Here is an 18,866-nt window from a genome sequence, read left to right as displayed (position 1 = left end):
AACCCATGTCCGACCTGTTCATGCTCATCAATGGCCAAGCCGTGGCCGCCGAGAACGGCGCCACGTTCGAGCGCCGCAACCCGCTCGACGAGAGCCTGGCCACGCGCGCGCCGGCAGCCACCCCGGCCGATGCCATCCGCGCCGTGGAGGCTGCGGCCGCTGCCTTCCCGGCCTGGAGCCAGACCGGCCCCAACGCGCGCCGCGCGCTGCTGCTCAAGGCCGCCGATGCGCTGGAGGCCAAGACGCCGGACTTCATCGCCACGCTGCCACGCGAGACCGGCGCCACGGCCATGTGGACCGGCTTCAACGTGCACCTGGCAGCCGGCATGCTGCGCGAGGCCGCGGCGCTGACCACCCAGATCGCGGGCGAGGTGATCCCGTCCGACGTGCCGGGCAGCCTGGCCCTGGCCGTGCGCCAGCCGGCCGGTGTGGTGCTGGGCATCGCGCCCTGGAACGCACCCGTGATCCTTGGCGTGCGCGCGATCGCCACGCCGCTGGCCTGCGGCAACACGGTGGTGTTCAAGGGCTCGGAGCTGTGCCCGCACACGCACCAGCTCATCGCGCAGGCCTTCATCGACGCGGGCTTCCCGCCCGGCGTGGTCAACTACATCACCAACGCGCCGGCCGATGCGGCCGCCGTGGTGGACGCGATGATCGCCCACCCGGCCGTGCGCCGCGTGAACTTCACGGGCTCCACGCGCGTGGGCAAGCTGATCGCCGTGCAATGCGCCCAGCACCTGAAGCCCGCGGTGCTGGAGCTGGGCGGCAAGGCCCCCTTCGTGGTGCTGGACGATGCCGACCTCGACGCGGCCGTGGACGGCGCAGCCTTCGGCAGCTTCGCGAACTCGGGCCAAATCTGCATGAGCACCGAACGCATCGTGGTCGACGCGGCCATCGCCGACGCCTTCGTCGCCAAGTTCGCGGCCAAGGCCGGCGCGCTGCCGCTGGGCGACCCGCGCGGCCCCGACCCCGTCGTGCTGGGCAGTGTGGTCGGCATCAGCACCGTGCGCCACTGCAACGCATTGATCGACGACGCGCTGGCCAAAGGCGCCAAGCTGCTGTGCGGCGGCAAGGCCGAGAACACGCTGATGCCGGCCACGCTGCTGGACCATGTGACCCCGGCCATGCGGATCTACGGCGAAGAAACCTTCGGCCCCGTGAAGGCCATCGTGCGCGTCAACGGCGTGGACGAGGCCATCCGCGTGGCCAACGACAACGCCTATGGCCTGTCTGCTGCGGTGTTCGGGCGCGACACGGCGCGCGCGATCACGGTGGCCCAGCGCATCGCGTCCGGCATCTGCCACGTGAACGGCCCCACCGTGCACGACGAGGCGCAGATGCCGTTCGGCGGCGTCAAGGGCAGCGGCTGGGGCCGCTTCGGTGGCAAGGCGGGCATCGCAGAGTTCACCGATCTGCGGTGGGTGACGGTGCAGACCGGGGAGCGCCACTACCCATTCTGATCCGCCTACACCGTTCCGCGGAAAACACGCCTTGCGGTCATGCCGCATGCAGGCGATGCTCGGCGCCCTGAACATGGCGGAAAGGGCGGGCGATGCCGGCTGGGTCCGACGGCACAGGTGTGGTCTTGGTCGCGGTGGCGTTGCTCGTCGCCGTGCTCGGGCTTGGCTGCGCGCTGGTCGTGTTGTGGCTGCACCGGCGCCTGGGGCTGCAGCGTGGGCAACTGCGCAAGGCACTGAGCGCGCTGGCGCACTCGGAGCAGCAGGCCCGCGATGCCAACGAGCTGCTGCTGGCCAAGCAGGGCGTGGAGCAGGCCTTCGCGGAACTCTCCACCTACATGCAGGGCATCGACCAGCATGCGCTGGTGTCGGTGACCGATACCGCCGGCCGCATCCTGCGCGTCAACGACAAGTTCGTGCAGACCAGCGGCCACCGCCGCGAAGAGCTGCTGGGCCAGGACCACAGCCTGCTCAAGTCGGGCTACCACGACCCATCGTTCTTCGAGCGCATGTGGGCCACGATCCAGCGCGGCGAGATCTGGCGCGATGTCGTATGCAACCGCAATGCGGCGGACGAACTGTATTGGGTGGACATGGCCATCGTGCCGCAGAAGGACGCGGCAGGCCAGGTGGAGCGCTACATCGCGGTCTGCGTGGACATCACCGAGCAGCGGCGCCAGGAGGACGCGCTGCACTACCGCGCGACGCACGATGCGCTGACCGAGCTGCCCAACCGCACCCTGTTGCTGGAGCGCATGGCGCGCACCATCGCGCGGGCCCGCAGCCGCCAGCGGCCGGTGGCGGTGTACTTTGTCAACCTCAACCGCTTCAAGCAGCTCAACGACAGCCTGGGCCGCGGCGCAGGGGACCAGGTGTTGTCGGAGATGGCGCGGCGCCTGCAGGACGAGGCGCGTGGCGGCGACACGGTGGCGCGGTTGGCGGGGGACGAGTTCGTCGTGGTCTGCGAGGGGTTGCCGCGCAGCATGGTCGAGCCCTTTGGCGCGCGCCTGCAGACCGCGCTGCAGGCCCCGGTGCTGTTGGCCGGCGAACCGCAGGTGCTGGGTGGCAGCGTGGGCGTGGCACTGTTTCCCGACCATGGAGACGAGCCGGAGACGCTGGTCAAACGGGCCGACCTGGCCATGGTGCAGTCCAAGAACCGCAGCGACGGCGGCGTGAGCATCTTCTCCAGCGAAATGCAGGATGCGATCGACGTGCGCGTGCAGAAGGAGGCGCGCCTGCGCGATGCCATCGCGCGCCGGGAACTGGTGCTGCACTACCAGCCGCAGGTGGACTTCGAGACCGGCGCGCTCGTGAGCCTGGAAGCGCTGGTGCGCTGGGACTCGCCCGACTACGGCTTCCTGATGCCGGGCAAGTTCATCGGCCTGGCGGAGGAGTCGGGCCTGATCGGCGCGATCGACACCTACGTGGTCGACGCCGCTTGCCGCCAGATGCAGCAATGGCACCAGCAGGGCCACGGCTGGATTCGGACGGCCGTGAACCTGGCGGCCACCAAGTTCTCCGACCCGCAGTTCAAGACCGAGTTGCAGGGGGCCATGGCGCGCTACGGCATCCCGCCCGGCGTGCTGGAACTGGAGGTGACCGAGAGCCTGGCGATGCGCGATCCGGACGCGGCGCTGGTGCTTATGCACGAGCTCAAGGCGATTGGCATCCTGCTCTCGGTGGACGACTTCGGCACGGGCTACTCCAACCTGGGCTACCTCAAGCGCTTCCCGGCGGACCGGCTCAAGGTCGACCAGTCCTTCGTGCGCGGCCTGCTCAAGAGCCCGCAGGACCGGGCCATCGTCGCGGCCGTGGTGCGCCTCGCGCACAACCTGAACATGCGCGCCATCGCCGAGGGTGTGGAGAGCGAGGACGAGGCCATCCTGCTCTATGCGCTGGACGTGGACGAGATCCAGGGCTATTGGATGGCGCGTCCGCAGTCGGCCGACGTGGTCGAGAAGATGTTCGACCAACCCTTGCTGCTGGAGCCGGCCATGTTCCTGCAGCGCGAGGCCCTGCCGGTGGTGCTGCTGGTGGAGGACGAGGCGATCACGCGCCAGCTGCTGGAGCACCTGCTGCAGTCCTTCGGTGTGCGCGTGGCCAGCGCCGAGAGTGCGGAAGAGGCGATGGAAATGTTCCACCAGCACGACTACGCCATCGCCCTCGTGGACCACTGGCTGCCGGGCAGCAGCGGCCTGGAGCTGCTGCGCGAGATCCGCAAGCGCATGCCGCACACCGCGCGCGTGCTGATGACGGCCAGCAACGACCCGCAGGTGCTGCGCGATGCCATCAACATCGGCGGCGTTGCGCATTTCCTGGCCAAGCCGGTGGACCCGGCCGTGCTGCGCAACGTGGTGCACGACGCCTGCTGGAACACCGCGGCGCAGCGCCGGCACACACCGGCGCCGCCGGGCGGCTGAGCTGCCTCAGAGGAACATGCCGCCCGAGGCTTCCACGCGCTGGGCGTTGATCCAGCCCGTGCCCGGGGCCAGCAGCGCGGCGATGACGGGGCCGATGTCGTCCGGCTGGCCGACGCGGCCCAGCGCCGTCTGCGAAGCCACGAAGGCGTGGAGTTGGGCGTTGTCGCGCACGGCGCCGCCGCCGAAGTCGGTGGCGATGGCGCCCGGTGCGACCACGTTCACGCGGATGCCGCGCGGGCCCAGTTCCTTGGCCAGGTAGCGCGTGAGCGTCTCCACGCCGCCCTTCATCGTCGCGTAGGCCGCGTAGCCCGGCAGCGCGAAACGGGCCAGGCCCGAGGACACGTTGACGATGCGCCCGCCATCGGCGATCAACGGCAGTAGCGCCTGCGTCAGGAAGAACACGCCCTTGAGGTGGATGTCGACCATCTGGTCGAACTGGTCCTCCGTGGTGTCGGCGAACGGGGTGTGCACGCCGGTGCCCGCGTTGTTGACGAGGAAGTCGAAGCGCTCGCGGCCCCAGGTTTGGCCGAGCGCACTGCGCAGCGCGGCCGCGAAGGCAGCGAAGTTGCGCACCTCGGCGACGTCCAGCTGCAGCGCCACGGCGCGGCGGCCCAGGGCCTGGATGTCGGCCACGGCGCCGGCGGCCTCGTCGGCGTTGCGCTGGTAGGTCAGCACCACGTCCGTGCCCTGGCGGGCCAGGGCCAGCGCGGCGTTGCGGCCCAGGCCGCGGCTGCCGCCGGTGATGAGGGCGATGGGGGTGTCGGTGCGGGTGGTGGTCATGGTGGACTCCGGTTGGTTGCGATGGGCATGACTTTATTGATGTGCTGAAATGAGAAAAAGACGCGCAAAGTGATAGATTTGTTCGTCCAAAACGAACAGTGAGCGCGTCATGGTCCGCCCCGAACTGCTGCTGGTCTTCACCCGCGTGGCCGAGCTGTCCAGCTTCACCCAGGCCGCCGACAGCCTGGGCCTGCCCAAGGCCAGCGTGTCCAAGTCGGTCAAGCAGCTGGAGGAGGCCGTGGGCACGCAGCTGCTGCGCCGCAACACGCGGCGCGTGGTGCTCACGCACGATGGCCAGGCCTGCTATGAGCGCTGCAAGGACATGCTGGCGAGCTTCGACGACCTGCAGGCCATGTTCCGCCAGGGCGAGGCACTGCGCGGCCGCTTGCGCGTGGACATGTCGCTGGGCATGGCGCACCGCGTGGTGCTGCCGCGCCTGCCTGAGTTCCTGATCCTGCACCCGGCGCTGGAGATCGAGCTGTCCAGTTCGGACCGGCGCGTCGACCTCGTGGCCGACGGCTTCGACTGCGTGGTGCGCACGGGGCCGCTGGACGCCTCCGACCTGGTGGCGCGGCCGCTGGGCATGCTGGTGCAACACAACCTGGCCAGCCGCGCGTACCTGGCCGCCCATGGCGTGCCGCAGACGCTGGACGACCTGGCCCGGCACCGGCTCGTGCACTACGCCACGCGGCTGGGTGTGCGCAGCGCGGGCTTCGAGGTGGAGGAGGGCGGTGTGGTGCGGGGCATCCCCATGCAGGGCAGCGTGACCGTCAACAACTCCGAGGCCTATGGTGCGGCCTGCCTCGCGGGGCTGGGCCTGATCCAGGCGCCGACCATCGCGCTGCGGCCCCATGTGGCGTCTGGCGAACTGGTCGAGGTGCTGCCGCAATGGCGCGCGCCCAGCCTGCCGGTGACGGTGCTGTACGCGCACCGGCGCCAGTTGCCGGCACGGCTGCGCGTGTTCATGGACTGGTTGGCCGAGGTGCTGGCGCCCTATGTGGCGCCGCCTGCGTCACCCGATTGAGCCGGGTGCCGTCGCGGTTTCCAGCCGCGTGAGCCAGGCCATCGCGGCCACCGCATCGCGGCCGCACATCTCGTGCGAGGGTTGCAGGCCGGCGCAGACCGCCGGCCGTTCGGGCGAGCCGAAGATGCGGCAGCGTTGGTCCGCGTCGAGCTGCACGCAGGGCACGCCGGCCGGTTTGCCGGCGGGCATGCCCGGGATGGGTGAGCTGATCGAAGGTGCCGTGCAGCAGGCGCCGCAGCCGCTGCGGCAAGAGGGTGGGGCGTCCGGGTGCGGCATGCGGGGATTGTCGGCCACGGTCGGCGCGGTCTGGCCCCGGCCGATAAAATGTACAGATTCTTGAGAGTTGTACAGATGCAGATCCTGCCCTTGAGTGAATTCCGCGCCAACGCCTCTGCCATGCTCGACCTGGTCGAGCAGGGCGAGACCGTGCGCATCCTGCGCCATGGCAAACCTGTGGCCGACCTGGTGCCGGTGCGTCCCGACACCCCGAGCCAGGTGCCGCACTGGAAACAGCGCATCACGCCGCGCAAGGTGGTGAGGGCGGATGGCAAGACCATCGCCCAGCTCATCATCGAAGAACGTGAGCAGGCGAGGTACTGATGCGACTCCTGTTCGACACCTCGGCCATCGCCAAGCGCTACCGCGACGAGCAGGGCCATGAGCAGGTGCAGCAGTGGCTGGAGCGTGCCGATGCGGTCGTGATGGCCGCCCATGCGCGCGTGGAGGTGGCCTCCAGCCTGTGCCGCGACCTGTACGACGGCGCGACGACGCGCCCCGAATTCGATGCCGACCTGCAGACCCTGGCACTGGATTTCGAAGGCTTCGAAGTCCTGGCGCTGGACGAGCGCATCGAGGCGCTGTCGATCCAGGCGATGGCGGCCTCGCGTCTGCGCGCCATGGATGCGCTGCACATCGCGACCGCCCAGGCCGCTGGTGTCGACATGTTCGTGACGGCCGACAAGCGCCAGGCCCAGGCTGCGCAAGCCTTGGCCATCCCCACCTTCCTCGTGCAGGTCAATTGAGATGAACGCCCCCTACACCCACCCCCAGGAATTCGACGTCATCGTCGTCGGCGGCGGCCATGCCGGCACCGAGGCGGCGCTGGCCGCGGCCCGCATGGGCTGCAAGACCCTGCTGCTGACCCACAACATCGAGACGCTGGGGCAGATGAGCTGCAACCCATCCATCGGCGGGATCGGCAAGGGCCACCTCGTCAAGGAGGTCGATGCGCTCGGCGGCGCCATGGCGCTGGCCACCGACGAGGGCGGCATCCAGTTCCGCATCCTCAACTCCAGCAAGGGCCCGGCCGTGCGCGCCACGCGTGCCCAGGCCGACCGCGTGCTGTACAAGGCCGCGATCCGCCGCATGCTGGAGAACCAGCCCAACCTGTGGCTGTTCCAGCAGGCCGTGGACGACCTCATGGTGCAGGGCGACCGCGTGGTCGGTGCCGTGACCCAGGTCGGCATCGCGTTCCGCAGCCGCGCCGTGGTGCTGACGGCCGGCACCTTCCTGGACGGCAAGATCCATGTAGGCCTGAACAACTACGCGGCCGGCCGCGCGGGCGATCCGCCGGCCCAGTCGCTGAGCGCGCGCCTGAAGGAATTGAAGTTGCCACAGGGCCGGCTCAAGACCGGCACGCCGCCGCGGCTGGACGGGCGCAGCATCGACTTCTCCAAGTGCACCGAGCAGCCGGGCGACGGCATGCCGGGTGGCGAGCGCGCGGCCATGCCCGTGTTCAGCTTTCTGGGCCGGGCCGACATGCACCCGCGCCAGATGCCTTGCTGGGTTACGCAAACGAACGCGCGCACGCACGAGATCATCCGCTCCGGATTCGACCGCAGCCCCATGTTCACGGGCAAGATCGAAGGGGTGGGGCCGCGCTACTGCCCCAGCGTGGAAGACAAGATCAACCGCTTCGCCGACAAGGACAGCCACCAGATCTTCCTGGAGCCCGAAGGCCTGACGACGAACGAGTTCTATCCCAACGGCATCTCGACCAGCCTGCCGTTCGACATCCAGTACGAACTCGTGCGCTCCATGCCCGGTCTGGAGAATGCCCACATCCTGCGGCCCGGCTACGCCATCGAGTACGACTACTTCGACCCGCGCGCGCTGAAGAGCAGCTTCGAAACGCGCGCCATCCAGGGGCTGTTCTTCGCGGGCCAAATCAACGGCACGACAGGCTACGAGGAGGCGGCAGCCCAGGGCCTGTTCGCCGGTGCCAATGCCGCGCTGCAATGCCTGGGCCGCGCGCCCTGGTTGCCCGCGCGCGACCAGGCCTATCTGGGCGTGCTGGTGGACGACCTCGTGACCCAGGGCGTGAGCGAGCCCTACCGCATGTTCACGAGCCGGGCCGAGTTCCGACTGCAACTCCGCGAGGACAACGCCGACATGCGGTTGACCGAGATCGGCCGCCAGATGGGCCTGGTGGACGATGCGCGCTGGGATGCCTTCAGCCGCAAGCGCGATGCTGTTTCACGTGAAACACAGCGGCTGCGTTCGCTCTGGGTGAACCCGCGCAACCTGCCGACCGCCGAGGCCGAGCGCGTGCTGGGCAAGGCCATCGAGCACGAATACAACCTGGCCGACCTGCTGCGCCGCCCCGGTGTGGATTACGCCGGCCTGATGTCCTTGGACGGCGGCCGCTTCCTGCCCGAGCAGCCGCTAGGCGAGGGCGAGGTGGAGCAGATCGAGATCGCCGCCAAGTACGCCGGCTACATCGGCAAGCAGAAGGAGGAGGTCGAGCGCGCTGCACACCTCGAGACGCTGCGCGTGCCCGAAGACTTCGACTACATGGCGGTGCCGGCCCTGTCCATCGAGGTACGGCAGAAGCTCGCGAAGCAGCGGCCCGAGACGCTGGGCCAGGCCTCGCGCATCTCCGGCGTGACGCCGGCCGCGATCTCGCTGCTGCTGGTGCACCTCAAGAAGCGCGGCCGCGCCGTCAGCGCGTGAAGGGCCGCTTGATCGACGCGGCGCAGGCACTGGGCCTGGCGCTGTCGGATGCCGAGCTGGAGGCCTTGCTGGCCTACCAGGGTCTGATCGCCAAGTGGAACAAGGTCTACAACCTGACGGCCGTGCGCCACCCGGAACAGATGCTCACGCAGCACCTGGTCGACTGCCTGGCGGCCGTGCCGCCGCTGCGGCGGGTGCTGAAAGAGCAGGGCGCTGACGCGCCTGCGCTGCTCGATGTCGGCGCCGGTGCCGGTCTGCCTGGGGTGGTTTTCGCCATCCTGCACCCGCAACTGCAGGTGCACTGCGTGGACACCGTGGCCAAGAAGGCCGCCTTCGTGCAACAGGTGGCGGTGGAGTTGAAGCTGCCTAACCTGCGCGGACTGCATGCGCGCGTGGAAAGCCTGGGGCAGGGCTACGACATCGTTTCCAGCCGGGCTTTCGCCTCGTTGGTCGACTTCACGACCTGGTCGCGCGCAGCGCTCAAACCGGGCGCAGTGTGGCTGGCGATGAAAGGCAAGGAGCCCCTGGAGGAGATCGCCGCGCTGCCACCGCAGGTGCAGGTGTTTCACGTGGAACATCTGCAGGTTCCCGGCCTCGGCGCCGAGCGCTGCATCGTCTGGATGCGACCCGCTGCCGCTTAAACTCGCGGCCTGCTTCCCCTAGGAGATCCCGTGTTCGGCATTGCTGACTACGGCGCATTCGTCGCCGCCATCGTCGTGTTTCTGATGATTCCCGGACCGGGCAACCTGGCGCTGATCACCTCGACCAGCAAGGGTGGCCTGCGCGGCGGCCTGGCCTGCGCCGCTGGCATCATCCTGGGCGACCAGATCCTGCTGTGGCTGGCGCTGGCTGGTGTGGCCGCTGTCCTGGCCGCCTATCCCGCCGCCTTCCATGCCGTGCAATGGCTCGGTGCGGCGTATCTGGCCTGGATGGGGGTGCGCATGCTGCGCGCCAAGCCGGGCGATGCACCTGTGCTGCAGATGCAGCCGCGCCACTTCCTGCGCCAGGCGCTCACGATCACCTTGCTGAACCCCAAGGCCATCGTCTTTTACATGGCCTTCTTCCCGCTGTTCATCGACCCGGCGCGGCACCAGGGCCTGCTGACCTTTGGCGTGATGGCGGCCACGATTGCCGTGTTGGGCTTCACCTACAGCCTGATCGCAGTGCTGTTGACGCACCGCCTGGCCGAGCGCCTGCGCGCCAACCGCCGCATCTCCAGCGCACTCGAGAAGATCGCCGGGATGTTCCTGGTCGGCTTCGGCATCAAGCTGGCGGTGCAGTGATGGCGCGTGTTTTCTGCATTGCCAACCAAAAGGGCGGGGTCGGCAAGACCACGACCACCGTCAACCTGGCCGCCGGCCTCGTGCGCGCCGACCAGCGCGTGCTGCTGATCGATCTGGACCCGCAAGGCAACGCCACCATGGGTTCCGGCGTGGACAAGCGCGCGCTGGAGCTCTCGGTCTACGACGTGCTGCTGGAGTCCGCCAGCATCGCCGAGGCCCGCGTGAAGTCCGAGAAGTGCGGCTACGACGTGCTCGGTGCCAGCCGCGAACTCGCTGGTGCCGAGGTCGAGATGGTCAGCGTCGAGCGGCGCGAACGCCGGCTCAAACAGGCCCTGGAAGCGGTGCAGGGCGATTACGACTTCGTGCTGATCGACTGCCCGCCGTCGCTGTCGATGCTGACCTTGAACGGCTTGTGCGCCGCACACGGCGTGGTCGTTCCCATGCAATGCGAGTACTTCGCGCTGGAGGGGCTGACGGACCTCGTCAACACCATCAAGCAGGTGCATGCCAACCTCAACAAGGACCTCAAGATCATCGGCTTGCTGCGCGTCATGTTCGATCCGCGCATCACGCTGCAGCAGCAGGTCAGCGACCAGCTCAAGGGCCATTTCGGCGACAAGGTGTTCGACACCGTGATTCCGCGCAATGTGCGCCTGGCCGAGGCCCCGAGCTACGGCCTGCCGGGCGTGGTGTTCGACCCGGCCGCGCGCGGCAGCCAGGCCTACCTGAGCTTCGCGCGCGAGATGGTGGCGCGCGCACGATGAGCGTACAGGTGCTCACGCTGCCGGGCTGGCAGAGCTCCGGCCCCTGCCACTGGCAGACCCTCTGGGAGCAGCGTTACGGCGACCGCCGCGTCGAACAGCACGACTGGATGCGGCCGCTGCGCGGCGACTGGCTGGCGCGCCTGGACGAGGTGCTGCTCGGCTTGCCGGCGGACCAGCCCGTGGTGCTGGCCGCCCACAGCCTGGGCTGCATCCAGGTCGCGGCCTGGGCGGACCATAGCCGCCTGACGGCGCGCGTGCGCGGAGCGCTGCTGGTGGCGCCCGGTGACGTCGAGCGCGAAGACCTGCGCGTGCTGCTGCCCGGCTGGGCACCCATCGTGCGCCGGCGGCTGCCGTTTCCCAGTGTGCTGCTGGGCAGCCGCAACGACCCCTTTTGCAGCGAGGAGCGCGCCCGGACCATGGCCGAGGACTGGGGCTCCACCTACCACGACATGGGGGCCGGCGGCCACCTGAACGCCGAGTCCGGCCTGGGCGACTGGCCCGTGGCACGGGCGCTGCTCGAAGAACTCAAGAAGGACTGATTCCTATGGTCACCAAACGCCCCAAGGGCCTGGGCCGCGGGCTCGAAGCCCTGCTGGGCCCCACCGTCGCCGACACCCCGGTGAGCGAGGCCGGCGCCGCGGCCGACGGCAAGCCCAGCACGCTGAGCCTGGACGCCATGGTGCCGGGCCAGTACCAGCCGCGCACGCGCATGGACGAGGGCGCGCTCTACGAGCTGGCGGAGAGCATCAAGGCCCAGGGCATCATGCAGCCCATCCTCGTGCGCCAGCTGACCGCGGGAGAGCAGGCCGGCAAGTACGAGATCATCGCGGGCGAGCGCCGCTTCCGCGCCGCGCGCCTGGCCGGCCTGGACCAGGTGCCCGTGCTCGTGCGCGACGTTCCCGACGAGTCCGCGGCCGCGATGTCGCTGATCGAGAACATCCAGCGCGAGGACCTCAACCCACTCGAAGAGGCCCAGGGCCTGCAGCGCCTGGTGCGCGAGTTCGGCATGACGCACGAGCAGGCGGCCCAGGCCGTCGGCCGTTCGCGCAGTGCTGCCAGCAACCTGCTGCGCCTGCTGCAGCTGGCCGAGCCCGTGCAGACCATGCTCATGGCGGGCGACCTCGACATGGGCCATGCGCGCGCGCTCCTGTCGCTGGACCGGGCGACGCAGATCACGGCCGGCAACCAGATCTCGGCCAAGAAGCTGTCCGTCCGTGAGGCCGAAAGCCTGGCCAAGAAGCTCTCGGCCGAGTTCACGCTGACCTCTCCCAACAAGCCCAAGAAGGAAAAGTCGCGCGATTTGAAGCGGGTGGAAGAGGAGCTGTCCGACCTGTTCGCCGCCGACGTCGAGATCCGCATCAAGAAGCGGGTCAAGCGCGGCGGCCGTGTGCTGGAGGCCGGTGAACTCAGCATCCAGTTCGGCTCGCTCGAAGAGCTCAACGGCCTGATCGAGAAGCTGTCGCCCACGGTCGCGCGCTGATGCCGCGCCTGCCCTGGCCGCTGCCCGCCGTGCTGGCCTGGGCGCTGGCTTGGGTCCTGTTCCGTGCGCTGCTGGGCGCGGGCCTGGCGCCGGTGCCCGCGCTGCTCTCGGCCAGCGCCGCGGGCGCCCTGGCCAGCGTGCTGGGCAGCACACGGTGGCGCCGGGCACTGATCGCGCTGGGTTTTCCGCTGGCCTTGCTGCTGAGCCAGACAGCCCACTGGCCGGCCTGGGCCTGGCTGCTGCCGCTGGCCTTGCTGGCCATGGTCTATCCTCTGAACGCCTGGCGCGATGCGCCGTTGTTCCCGACGCCGGTCGCCGCATTGAACGGCTTGGCCGCTGCCGCGCCACTTTCTGCCGGCGCCCGGGTGCTGGACGCGGGCTGCGGCCTGGGCCATGGCCTGCAGGCACTTCGCTGGACATATCCACAGGTTCAGCTCCACGGCGTGGAGTGGAGCTGGCCTCTGCGTCTGGTCTGCGCGCTGCGCTGCCCCTGGGCCCGCGTTCGCCAAGGTGACATGTGGCGCGCCGATTGGCGCCCCTACGCGCTGGTCTACCTGTTCCAACGCCCCGAAAGCATGGCGCGCGCCGTCGCCAAGGCCGAGGCCGAGCTCGCGCCGGGCGCCTGGCTGGTCAGCCTGGAATTCGAGGCCACGGCGCTGCGCCCCACGGCCCGGCTGCAGGGCGCAGATGGCCGGCCGGTCTGGCTGTACCAGATGCCGTTCCACAAGGCATGAAAAAACCGCCCGAAGGCGGTTCCTCCCAGGCGCAGTGCCGGCTTACTGGCCGACCTTGAGCACGCCGCCGCGGCCCAGGCCGCCCTTGACTTCCTGCGCCTTGTAGTTGCGCAGCGAGACGACCATGGAGTTCCAGGCGTCGATGAAAGCCGCCACCGTGGCCTTGCCCTCGGGCGTGCGCGAGAAGCCGCCCAGGCCGGCTGCCGCACCGCCGCCGAAGGCCCCCAGGGCGGCACCGAAGTTGGTGGCCGTGGCATTGCCTTCGGAGATGCCGATCTGCACGCCCGAGCGGATGTCGAACAGCGTCATGGTCACGACCGAGGCCTTGCTCTCCATGCTGCCGGCCAGCGCGCCGAAGCCACCGGGCAGGAAAGCGCCCAGGCCGGCCGCCACTTTGCCGGTGGAGTCGTTGTCGATGATGATGGCCGGCTCCAGGAAGTAGTCGGCCGCCACGCGCTGGCCCTTCTCCTGCTTGGAGCCCGCACGGAACTCGCCCGAGTTGCGCTGCTTGTCGGTGATGGCCGACAGCTTGCTCTCGGTGCGGTTGTTGCCGATCGAGGTGATCACGAAGCAGTTGGACTGCTGCACGGCCAGGCGCAGCAGCGGCTCGATGGAGGTGACCTTGGTGGCCGCGCCGAAGCTGGCGTACCACTCCTTGCCCCGGCCGTCGTCCACGGCCAGCGTGCCTAGCGGTGCATCGCAGCGCTCCAGGTTGGGGTTGGCACCCGCGCTGGTGCCGCCGGCCGCGCCGCCGGTCACGGCGGTGGGGGCGCTGCCGGTCGTGATCTTGCCGCCGCCGGGCGTTTCACAGCCGGCCAGGGCCAGCACGGAGGCGGCCAGCACGGCGGGGCGCAGGAAGGAGGAGGTGTTCATGGCTTGGCTTTCTGCAGAAGGATGGAAAGGGAAAGAAATGCGGGGCGCTCAATAGCGTGACGACCAGCCGGTCGGTTGCCAGACCCAGTAGTAGGTGTAGCGGGTCTGCCAGGACTCGAGCTCGATCTGGCGCTTCAGGTCCAGCCAGGCCTTGTACTCGTCCTGGTTCTTCTTCCTGGCAGCGGAGGCCTCGGCCAGCAACTTGCCGGCCTCCTTGTCGCCACGGCCGGCGGCCATCGACAACCACCGCTCGGCCTCGGCCGGATCGGCGCCCATTTCCTGCAGGCCCGACAGGTACAAGCGGCCCAGCGCGAGCTGGGCCTGCGCATGGCCGCGCTCGCCCGCGCTGCGCATCCATTGCAGCGCCTGGTAGCTGTTCTGCGGCACGCCGTCGCCGCGGAAGTAGCGCAGCCCCAGGTCGTAGGCGGCACGCGGATCCTTTTCGGCAAGCGCGGTCAGCGCGGCGATGCGGCGGGTCTGTTCGGGATTGGTGTCGCGCGTGGCGTCGAAGCTGGCGCTGTTGCGCGGGCGGTCGGAGCATCCCTTGTCGTCGCAGATGCGGACCATGGGCACTTGGTCGGACTGTGTGGCCGGCGGCGCCTGCACGCAGGCGGCCAGCGCAAGGGCTGCAAGGGGCAAAAGCGATCGGACCATGGCAATCTCATCGAAAAGGAGGCGACTTTAGGTCGGGCTTTGCAATAAATCCACACATGTCAAGTCGGAGGGTAACCAATTCTGACGAAATCTCCGAGCCCGCCCAGCGCCCCGCGGCGCCGGCTGCACCTCCTACAGCGCAAAGATCTTGCCGGGATTCATGATGTTCTGCGGATCCAGCGCCCGCTTGATCGTGCGCATCATCTCCACCGCGCCGGCGCCGGTTTCGTCGACCAGGAAGCCCATCTTGTGCAGCCCCACGCCATGCTCGCCCGTGCAGGTGCCTTCCAGCCGCAGCGCGCGCGCCACGAGGTCGTGGTTGAGCTGCTCGGCCTTCACGCGCTCTTCGGGCAGGTTCGGGTCGAGCAGGTAGCCGAAGTGGAAGTTGCCGTCGCCCACGTGGCCGACCAGGAAGTAGGGGATGCCGCTGGCGTCGGCCTCGGCCACGGAGTCGAGCAGGCAGTCCGCCAGGCGGGAAATCGGCACGCAGGTGTCGGTGGAGATCACCTTGCAGCCCGGGCGCGACTGCACGGCCGCGAAGTAGGCGTTGTGCCGCGCCGTCCACAGCCGCGTGCGCTCCTCGGGCGTGCTGGCCCACTCGAAGGCGTTGCCGCCGAATTCGGCCGCGATCTCCTGCACCGTCTCGGCCTGCTCCTTCACGCTGGCCGGGGAACCGTGGAACTCCATGAGCAGCATGGGCTCCTCGCGCAGCGTGAGCTTGGCGTAGGCGTTGACCATGCGCACGGTGTTCGCATCGATCAGTTCCACGCGCGCGATCGGCACGCCGAGCTGCACGGTCTGGATGACCGTGCGCACGGCCGCCTCGATGCTGGGAAACGAACAGATCGCGGCCGACACCGCCTCGGGCAGCGGATAGATGCGCAGCGTCACCTCGGTGATCACGCCCAGCGTGCCCTCGCTGCCCACGAACAACCGCGTGAGGTCGTAGCCGGCCGATGACTTCTTGGCCCGCGTGCCCGTGCGGATGGCCTCGCCCGCGGCCGTGACCACTTCCAGCGCCAACACGTTCTCGCGCATGGTGCCGTAGCGCACGGCGTTGGTGCCGCTCGCGCGCGTGGCCGCCATGCCGCCGATGGAGGCGTCCGCACCCGGGTCGATCGGGAAGAACAGGCCGGTGCTCTTGATCTCCTCGTTGAGCTGCTTGCGCGTGACGCCGGGCTGCACGGTCACCGTGAGGTCTTCGGCGTTGACCGAGAGCACCTTGTTCATGCGCGACACGTCGACGCTGATGCCGCCTTGGACGGCCAGCAGATGGCCTTCGAGCGAGGAGCCCACGCCGAACGGGATCACCGGCACCGCGTGCGCCGCGGCCAGGCGCACGGCCTCGGCCACGTCCTCGGTGCTTTCGGCGAACACCACGGCCGCCGGCGGCGGCACCGTGAACGAGGACTCGTCGCGCCCATGCTGCTCGCGCACCACGAGCGCCGTGGAACACTTCTCGCCGAAGCGCGCCTTGAGCGCTTCGATCAGCACCGCGGGCACCTCGCGCGGGTGGAATTCGGGAATCAGCTGGGCGGTGCTGGCGGGAGCGTTCATGGGTGTGTCTCCGAGAGGGAGCGCCATTCTAGAAGTGGCCCGAACACCCCGTTCACCAAATACGGATGGCGCCAGCCGGCCCCGGGCGGCATGCTTGCGGCCGTTCGAAACCCGATGCGAGACAAGCCCCTCCCATGACCACCATCCTCCCACCCGATGCGGCGGGCGGCGTCCAGGCGCGCCACCAGGCCGCATTGAAGGAAGGCCGCTTCCTGATCCAGCGCTGCGACGACTGCAGCCAGCACGTCTACTACCCGCGCGAACTCTGCCCGCACTGCGGCAGCGGCGCGCTGCAGTTCGTCGCGCCGGCCGGCACCGGCACCGTCTATTCCGTGACCACGGTGCGGCGCAAACCCGAGGCCGGCGGCGACCTCAACGTCTCGCTGATCGACCTGGACGAGGGCGTGCGCCTGATGGGCCGTGTCGAAGGCATGCCAACCAGCGACGTGCGCATCGGCCAGCGCGTGCAGGCGCGCGTGCTGCAGCGCGAGGGCGCGGACGCGCTCGTGGTGTTCGATGCGGTGCAGGGGTGAGGCGATGAGCGATTGGAAACAACTGCGCGGCCGTGCCGCGATCGCCGGCGTGGCCACCTTCGGCTGCGGCGAAGCGCCGGGCTACACCGACATGGAGCTGCTGGCCATCTCGGCCCGCCAGGCCGTGGCCGATGCCGGCCTGAAAATGGGCGACATCGATGGCCTGTGCACGGCCAGTGCCGCCGCCACCATGTGGGCCATGCCCGTCATCGAGCACCTGGGCATCCGGCCTTCGTACATCGACTCCACGATGATCGGTGGCTCCAGCTTCATCGCCCATCTGTTGCCGGCCATGCACGCGCTCGAATCGGGCCAGTGCAACGCGGTGCTGGTCTGCTACGGCAGCACGCAGCGCACCGCCACCTTCGGCCGCAAGGAGGTCGTGGCCAGCCGCAGGTTCCTGGACCCGCAGCCCTACGAGATGCCCTACGAGCCCATGATGCCGCTGTCGGCCTATGCGCTCGCCGCGGCGCGCCACATGCACCAGTACGGCACCACGCGGCGCCAGCTGGCCGAGGTCGCCGTGGCCGCGCGCCAGTGGGCGCAGAAGAACCCCGAGGCCTTCCTGCGCGACCCGCTCACGATCGAGGACGTGCTGAAGGCCCGCATGGTCAGCGATCCGCTGTCGGTGCGCGACGCCTGCCTGGTCACCGACGGCGGCGGCGCCTACGTGCTGGTGCGTGCCGAGCGCGCGAAGGACCTGCCGAACAAGCCCGTCTACGTGCTGGGCAACGGCACGGCCTGCTGGAACCGCCAGATCTCGTCCATGCACGACGTGACCGTGACGGCGGCCAAGGACTCGGGCGCTGCCGCCTTCGCGATGGCGGGCCTGGCGCCCAAGGACATCGACGTGCTCGCGCTGTACGACGCCTTCACGATCAACGTGCTGCTGTTCCTGGAGGACCTGGGCTTTTGCAAGAAGGGCGAGGGCGGTCCTTTCGTGGAGAACGGCGCCATCGCCCCGGGCGGGCGCCTGGCCGTCAACACCAACGGCGGCGGCCTCTCGTGCGTGCACCCCGGCATGTATGGCATCTTCGCGCTGATCGAAGGCGTGCGGCAACTGCGCGGCAACTGCGGCGACCGCCAGATCGCGGGTGCCAAGACGGCACTCGCGCATGGCAACGGCGGCACGCTGTCCAGCCAGGCCACCGCCATCCTCGGCCTGGCCGAAACCCTGTGAGAACCCTGCCATGAGCACCACCCAAGACAAGTACCAGGACATCCGCGACGCCGTGCGCGCCCTGTGCGCCGAGTACCCCGACGAGTACTTCCGCAAGGTCGACGAGAAGCGCGCCTACCCCGAAGAATTCGTCGATGCGTTGACCAAGGCCGGCTGGATGGCCGCGCTGATCCCGCAGGAGTACGGCGGCTCCGGCCTGGGCCTGACCGAGGCCTCGGTGATCATGGAGGAGGTCAACCGCGCCGGCGGCAACTCCGGCGCCTGCCACGGCCAGATGTACAACATGAACACGCTGCTGCGCCATGGCTCCAAGGCGCAGAAGGAGTTCTACCTGCCCAAGATCGCCAGCGGCGAATGGCGGCTGCAGTCCATGGGCGTGACCGAACCCACCACGGGCACGGACACCACCAAGATCAAGACCACGGCGGTGAAGAAGGGCGACCGCTACGTCGTCAACGGCCAGAAGGTCTGGATCAGCCGCATCCAGCACTCCGACTTCATGATCCTGCTGGCGCGCACCACGCCGCTGGCGGACGTGAAGAAGAAGAGCGAAGGCCTGTCCATCTTCATGGTCGACCTGCGCCAGGCCGAGAAGAGCGGCATGACCGTGCGGCCCATCCTCAACATGGTCAACCACGAGACCAACGAGCTGTTCTTCGAGAACCTGGAGATCCCGGCCGAGAACCTGATCGGCGAGGAAGGCCAGGGCTTCAAGTACATCCTGGACGGCCTGAACGCCGAGCGCACGCTGATCGCGGCCGAGTGCATCGGCGACGGCTACTGGTTCATCGACCGCGTCTCCAAGTACGTGAAGGACCGCATCGTGTTCGGCCGCCCGATCGGCCAGAACCAGGGCGTGCAGTTCCCCATCGCCGAGGCCTACATCGAGGTCGAGGCCGCCAGCCTCATGCGCTGGAAGGCCTGCGAGCTGTTCGACGCGCACCAGCCCTGCGGCGCGCAGGCCAACATGGCCAAGTACCTGGCGGCCAAGGCCAGTTGGGAGGCGGCCAACGCCTGCATCCAGTTCCACGGCGGCTTCGGCTTCGCCTGCGAATACGACGTGGAACGCAAGTTCCGCGAGACGCGGCTGTACCAGGTCGCGCCGATCTCCACCAACCTGATCCTCTCCTACGTGGCCGAGCACATCCTCGGCCTGCCGCGCTCGTTCTGAGGGA

General features: G+C 69.0%; 20 protein-coding genes. 15 read left to right on the top strand and 5 right to left on the bottom strand.

The window, feature by feature from the left end:
• Positions 1 to 5 precede the first annotated feature (5 nt).
• The gene (locus tag IE209_RS12665) at positions 6 to 1,460 is read left to right on the top strand and encodes an aldehyde dehydrogenase (RefSeq protein WP_189687313.1); all 1,455 of its coding nucleotides are present in this window, start codon (positions 6 to 8) and stop codon (positions 1,458 to 1,460) included.
• 119 nt (positions 1,461 to 1,579) lie between these two features.
• On the top strand, positions 1,580 to 3,877 hold the full coding sequence (locus tag IE209_RS12660; RefSeq protein WP_189687312.1) for an EAL domain-containing protein: 2,298 nt from the start codon (positions 1,580 to 1,582) through the stop codon (positions 3,875 to 3,877).
• Between the two features lie 6 nt (positions 3,878 to 3,883).
• Here IE209_RS12660 and IE209_RS12655 read toward each other — a convergent pair whose 3' ends face one another.
• A complete protein-coding gene (locus tag IE209_RS12655) occupies positions 3,884 to 4,657 on the bottom strand; it encodes an SDR family NAD(P)-dependent oxidoreductase (protein WP_189687311.1) in 774 nt (257 codons plus the stop codon).
• A gap of 109 nt (positions 4,658 to 4,766) precedes the next feature.
• Between IE209_RS12655 and IE209_RS12650 the strand changes: the two genes are divergently transcribed.
• Positions 4,767 to 5,681, top strand: a complete 915-nt coding sequence (locus IE209_RS12650) for a LysR family transcriptional regulator (protein WP_189687310.1) — start codon at positions 4,767 to 4,769, stop codon at positions 5,679 to 5,681.
• Here the strand turns inward: IE209_RS12650 and IE209_RS12645 are convergent.
• The gene (locus tag IE209_RS12645) at positions 5,670 to 5,957 is read right to left on the bottom strand and encodes a YkgJ family cysteine cluster protein (protein ID WP_189687309.1); all 288 of its coding nucleotides are present in this window, start codon (positions 5,955 to 5,957) and stop codon (positions 5,670 to 5,672) included. The genes IE209_RS12650 and IE209_RS12645 overlap by 12 nt on opposite strands.
• A gap of 75 nt (positions 5,958 to 6,032) precedes the next feature.
• Here IE209_RS12645 and IE209_RS12640 point away from each other — a divergent pair, with 75 nt between their 5' ends.
• From IE209_RS12640 to IE209_RS12600, 9 genes are read left to right on the top strand one after another with little or no spacing between them, the layout of a single operon-like run.
• Positions 6,033 to 6,281: a type II toxin-antitoxin system Phd/YefM family antitoxin gene (locus IE209_RS12640; protein WP_229882825.1), complete on the top strand. Its 249-nt coding sequence runs from the start codon at positions 6,033 to 6,035 to the stop codon at positions 6,279 to 6,281.
• Positions 6,281 to 6,703 (top strand): type II toxin-antitoxin system VapC family toxin, encoded by a 423-nt coding sequence (locus tag IE209_RS12635; protein ID WP_189687307.1) that lies wholly within the window; start codon positions 6,281 to 6,283, stop codon positions 6,701 to 6,703. Before IE209_RS12640 ends, IE209_RS12635 begins: the two co-directional genes overlap by 1 nt.
• Before the next feature lies 1 nt (position 6,704).
• Positions 6,705 to 8,633, top strand: coding sequence for a tRNA uridine-5-carboxymethylaminomethyl(34) synthesis enzyme MnmG (gene mnmG, locus IE209_RS12630; protein ID WP_189687306.1), 1,929 nt, complete (start codon positions 6,705 to 6,707; stop codon positions 8,631 to 8,633).
• Entirely contained in the window at positions 8,630 to 9,274 is a 645-nt protein-coding gene (rsmG, locus tag IE209_RS12625) for a 16S rRNA (guanine(527)-N(7))-methyltransferase RsmG (protein WP_189687305.1), read from the top strand. Before mnmG ends, rsmG begins: the two co-directional genes overlap by 4 nt.
• 30 nt (positions 9,275 to 9,304) lie before the next feature.
• A complete protein-coding gene (locus IE209_RS12620; RefSeq protein ID WP_189687304.1) occupies positions 9,305 to 9,916 on the top strand; it encodes a LysE family transporter in 612 nt (203 codons plus the stop codon).
• On the top strand, positions 9,916 to 10,680 hold the full coding sequence (locus tag IE209_RS12615; RefSeq protein WP_189687303.1) for a ParA family protein: 765 nt from the start codon (positions 9,916 to 9,918) through the stop codon (positions 10,678 to 10,680). Before IE209_RS12620 ends, IE209_RS12615 begins: the two co-directional genes overlap by 1 nt.
• Complete coding sequence (locus IE209_RS12610) at positions 10,677 to 11,219, top strand: RBBP9/YdeN family alpha/beta hydrolase (protein WP_189687302.1); 543 nt, start codon at positions 10,677 to 10,679, stop codon at positions 11,217 to 11,219. Before IE209_RS12615 ends, IE209_RS12610 begins: the two co-directional genes overlap by 4 nt.
• A 5-nt stretch (positions 11,220 to 11,224) precedes the next feature.
• Complete coding sequence (locus tag IE209_RS12605; RefSeq protein WP_189687301.1) at positions 11,225 to 12,160, top strand: ParB/RepB/Spo0J family partition protein; 936 nt, start codon at positions 11,225 to 11,227, stop codon at positions 12,158 to 12,160.
• A complete protein-coding gene (locus IE209_RS12600) occupies positions 12,160 to 12,894 on the top strand; it encodes a class I SAM-dependent methyltransferase (protein ID WP_189687300.1) in 735 nt (244 codons plus the stop codon). Before IE209_RS12605 ends, IE209_RS12600 begins: the two co-directional genes overlap by 1 nt.
• Positions 12,895 to 12,936: 42 nt before the next feature.
• On the opposite strand, the gene IE209_RS12595 is transcribed toward IE209_RS12600, so the two are convergent.
• The 3 genes from IE209_RS12595 to IE209_RS12585 all read right to left on the bottom strand — a co-directional run bounded on the left by IE209_RS12595 (position 12,937) and on the right by IE209_RS12585 (position 15,978).
• The gene (locus tag IE209_RS12595) at positions 12,937 to 13,767 is read right to left on the bottom strand and encodes a hypothetical protein (RefSeq protein ID WP_189687299.1); all 831 of its coding nucleotides are present in this window, start codon (positions 13,765 to 13,767) and stop codon (positions 12,937 to 12,939) included.
• Between the two features lie 48 nt (positions 13,768 to 13,815).
• Complete coding sequence (locus tag IE209_RS12590) at positions 13,816 to 14,421, bottom strand: tetratricopeptide repeat protein (RefSeq protein WP_189687298.1); 606 nt, start codon at positions 14,419 to 14,421, stop codon at positions 13,816 to 13,818.
• A gap of 132 nt (positions 14,422 to 14,553) precedes the next feature.
• Positions 14,554 to 15,978, bottom strand: a complete 1,425-nt coding sequence (locus IE209_RS12585) for an FAD-binding oxidoreductase (protein ID WP_189687297.1) — start codon at positions 15,976 to 15,978, stop codon at positions 14,554 to 14,556.
• Positions 15,979 to 16,112: 134 nt separating this feature from the next.
• On the opposite strand from IE209_RS12585, the gene IE209_RS12580 reads away from it, so the two are divergent.
• From IE209_RS12580 to IE209_RS12570, 3 genes are read left to right on the top strand one after another with little or no spacing between them, the layout of a single operon-like run.
• Positions 16,113 to 16,511, top strand: a complete 399-nt coding sequence (locus tag IE209_RS12580; protein WP_189687296.1) for a Zn-ribbon domain-containing OB-fold protein — start codon at positions 16,113 to 16,115, stop codon at positions 16,509 to 16,511.
• Between the two features lie 4 nt (positions 16,512 to 16,515).
• Positions 16,516 to 17,691, top strand: coding sequence for a thiolase family protein (locus tag IE209_RS12575; RefSeq protein ID WP_189687295.1), 1,176 nt, complete (start codon positions 16,516 to 16,518; stop codon positions 17,689 to 17,691).
• 10 nt (positions 17,692 to 17,701) lie between these two features.
• Entirely contained in the window at positions 17,702 to 18,862 is a 1,161-nt protein-coding gene (locus tag IE209_RS12570) for an acyl-CoA dehydrogenase family protein (RefSeq protein WP_189687294.1), read from the top strand.
• Positions 18,863 to 18,866: the final 4 nt, after the last annotated feature.

Origin of the sequence: Pseudorhodoferax aquiterrae (genome assembly GCF_014652235.1) — a bacterium.
Lineage (GTDB): Bacteria > Pseudomonadota > Gammaproteobacteria > Burkholderiales > Burkholderiaceae_C > Pseudorhodoferax > Pseudorhodoferax aquiterrae.
The sequence above is the reverse complement of the archived record's forward strand: the minus strand, read 5'-3'. Positions and strand labels throughout refer to the sequence as shown.

Bases quoted from the DNA above. Each gene is read 5' to 3' on its own strand.
- IE209_RS12615 (WP_189687303.1), top strand. From the start codon at position 9,916: ATGGCGCGTGTTTTCTGCATTGCCAACCAAAAGGGCGGGGTCGGCAAG.
- IE209_RS12600 (WP_189687300.1), top strand. From the start codon at position 12,160: ATGCCGCGCCTGCCCTGGCCGCTGCCCGCCGTGCTGGCCTGGGCGCTG.
- IE209_RS12635 (WP_189687307.1), top strand. From the start codon at position 6,281: ATGCGACTCCTGTTCGACACCTCGGCCATCGCCAAGCGCTACCGCGAC.
- IE209_RS12610 (WP_189687302.1), top strand. From the start codon at position 10,677: ATGAGCGTACAGGTGCTCACGCTGCCGGGCTGGCAGAGCTCCGGCCCC.
- IE209_RS12645 (WP_189687309.1), bottom strand. From the start codon at position 5,957: ATGCCGCACCCGGACGCCCCACCCTCTTGCCGCAGCGGCTGCGGCGCC.
- IE209_RS12655 (WP_189687311.1), bottom strand. From the start codon at position 4,657: ATGACCACCACCCGCACCGACACCCCCATCGCCCTCATCACCGGCGGC.
- IE209_RS12650 (WP_189687310.1), top strand. From the start codon at position 4,767: ATGGTCCGCCCCGAACTGCTGCTGGTCTTCACCCGCGTGGCCGAGCTG.
- IE209_RS12590 (WP_189687298.1), bottom strand. From the start codon at position 14,421: ATGGTCCGATCGCTTTTGCCCCTTGCAGCCCTTGCGCTGGCCGCCTGC.
- IE209_RS12575 (WP_189687295.1), top strand. From the start codon at position 16,516: ATGAGCGATTGGAAACAACTGCGCGGCCGTGCCGCGATCGCCGGCGTG.
- IE209_RS12595 (WP_189687299.1), bottom strand. From the start codon at position 13,767: ATGAACACCTCCTCCTTCCTGCGCCCCGCCGTGCTGGCCGCCTCCGTG.
- IE209_RS12570 (WP_189687294.1), top strand. From the start codon at position 17,702: ATGAGCACCACCCAAGACAAGTACCAGGACATCCGCGACGCCGTGCGC.
- IE209_RS12585 (WP_189687297.1), bottom strand. From the start codon at position 15,978: ATGAACGCTCCCGCCAGCACCGCCCAGCTGATTCCCGAATTCCACCCG.
- IE209_RS12665 (WP_189687313.1), top strand. From the start codon at position 6: ATGTCCGACCTGTTCATGCTCATCAATGGCCAAGCCGTGGCCGCCGAG.
- IE209_RS12580 (WP_189687296.1), top strand. From the start codon at position 16,113: ATGACCACCATCCTCCCACCCGATGCGGCGGGCGGCGTCCAGGCGCGC.
- IE209_RS12605 (WP_189687301.1), top strand. From the start codon at position 11,225: ATGGTCACCAAACGCCCCAAGGGCCTGGGCCGCGGGCTCGAAGCCCTG.
- mnmG (WP_189687306.1), top strand. From the start codon at position 6,705: ATGAACGCCCCCTACACCCACCCCCAGGAATTCGACGTCATCGTCGTC.
- IE209_RS12640 (WP_229882825.1), top strand. From the start codon at position 6,033: ATGCAGATCCTGCCCTTGAGTGAATTCCGCGCCAACGCCTCTGCCATG.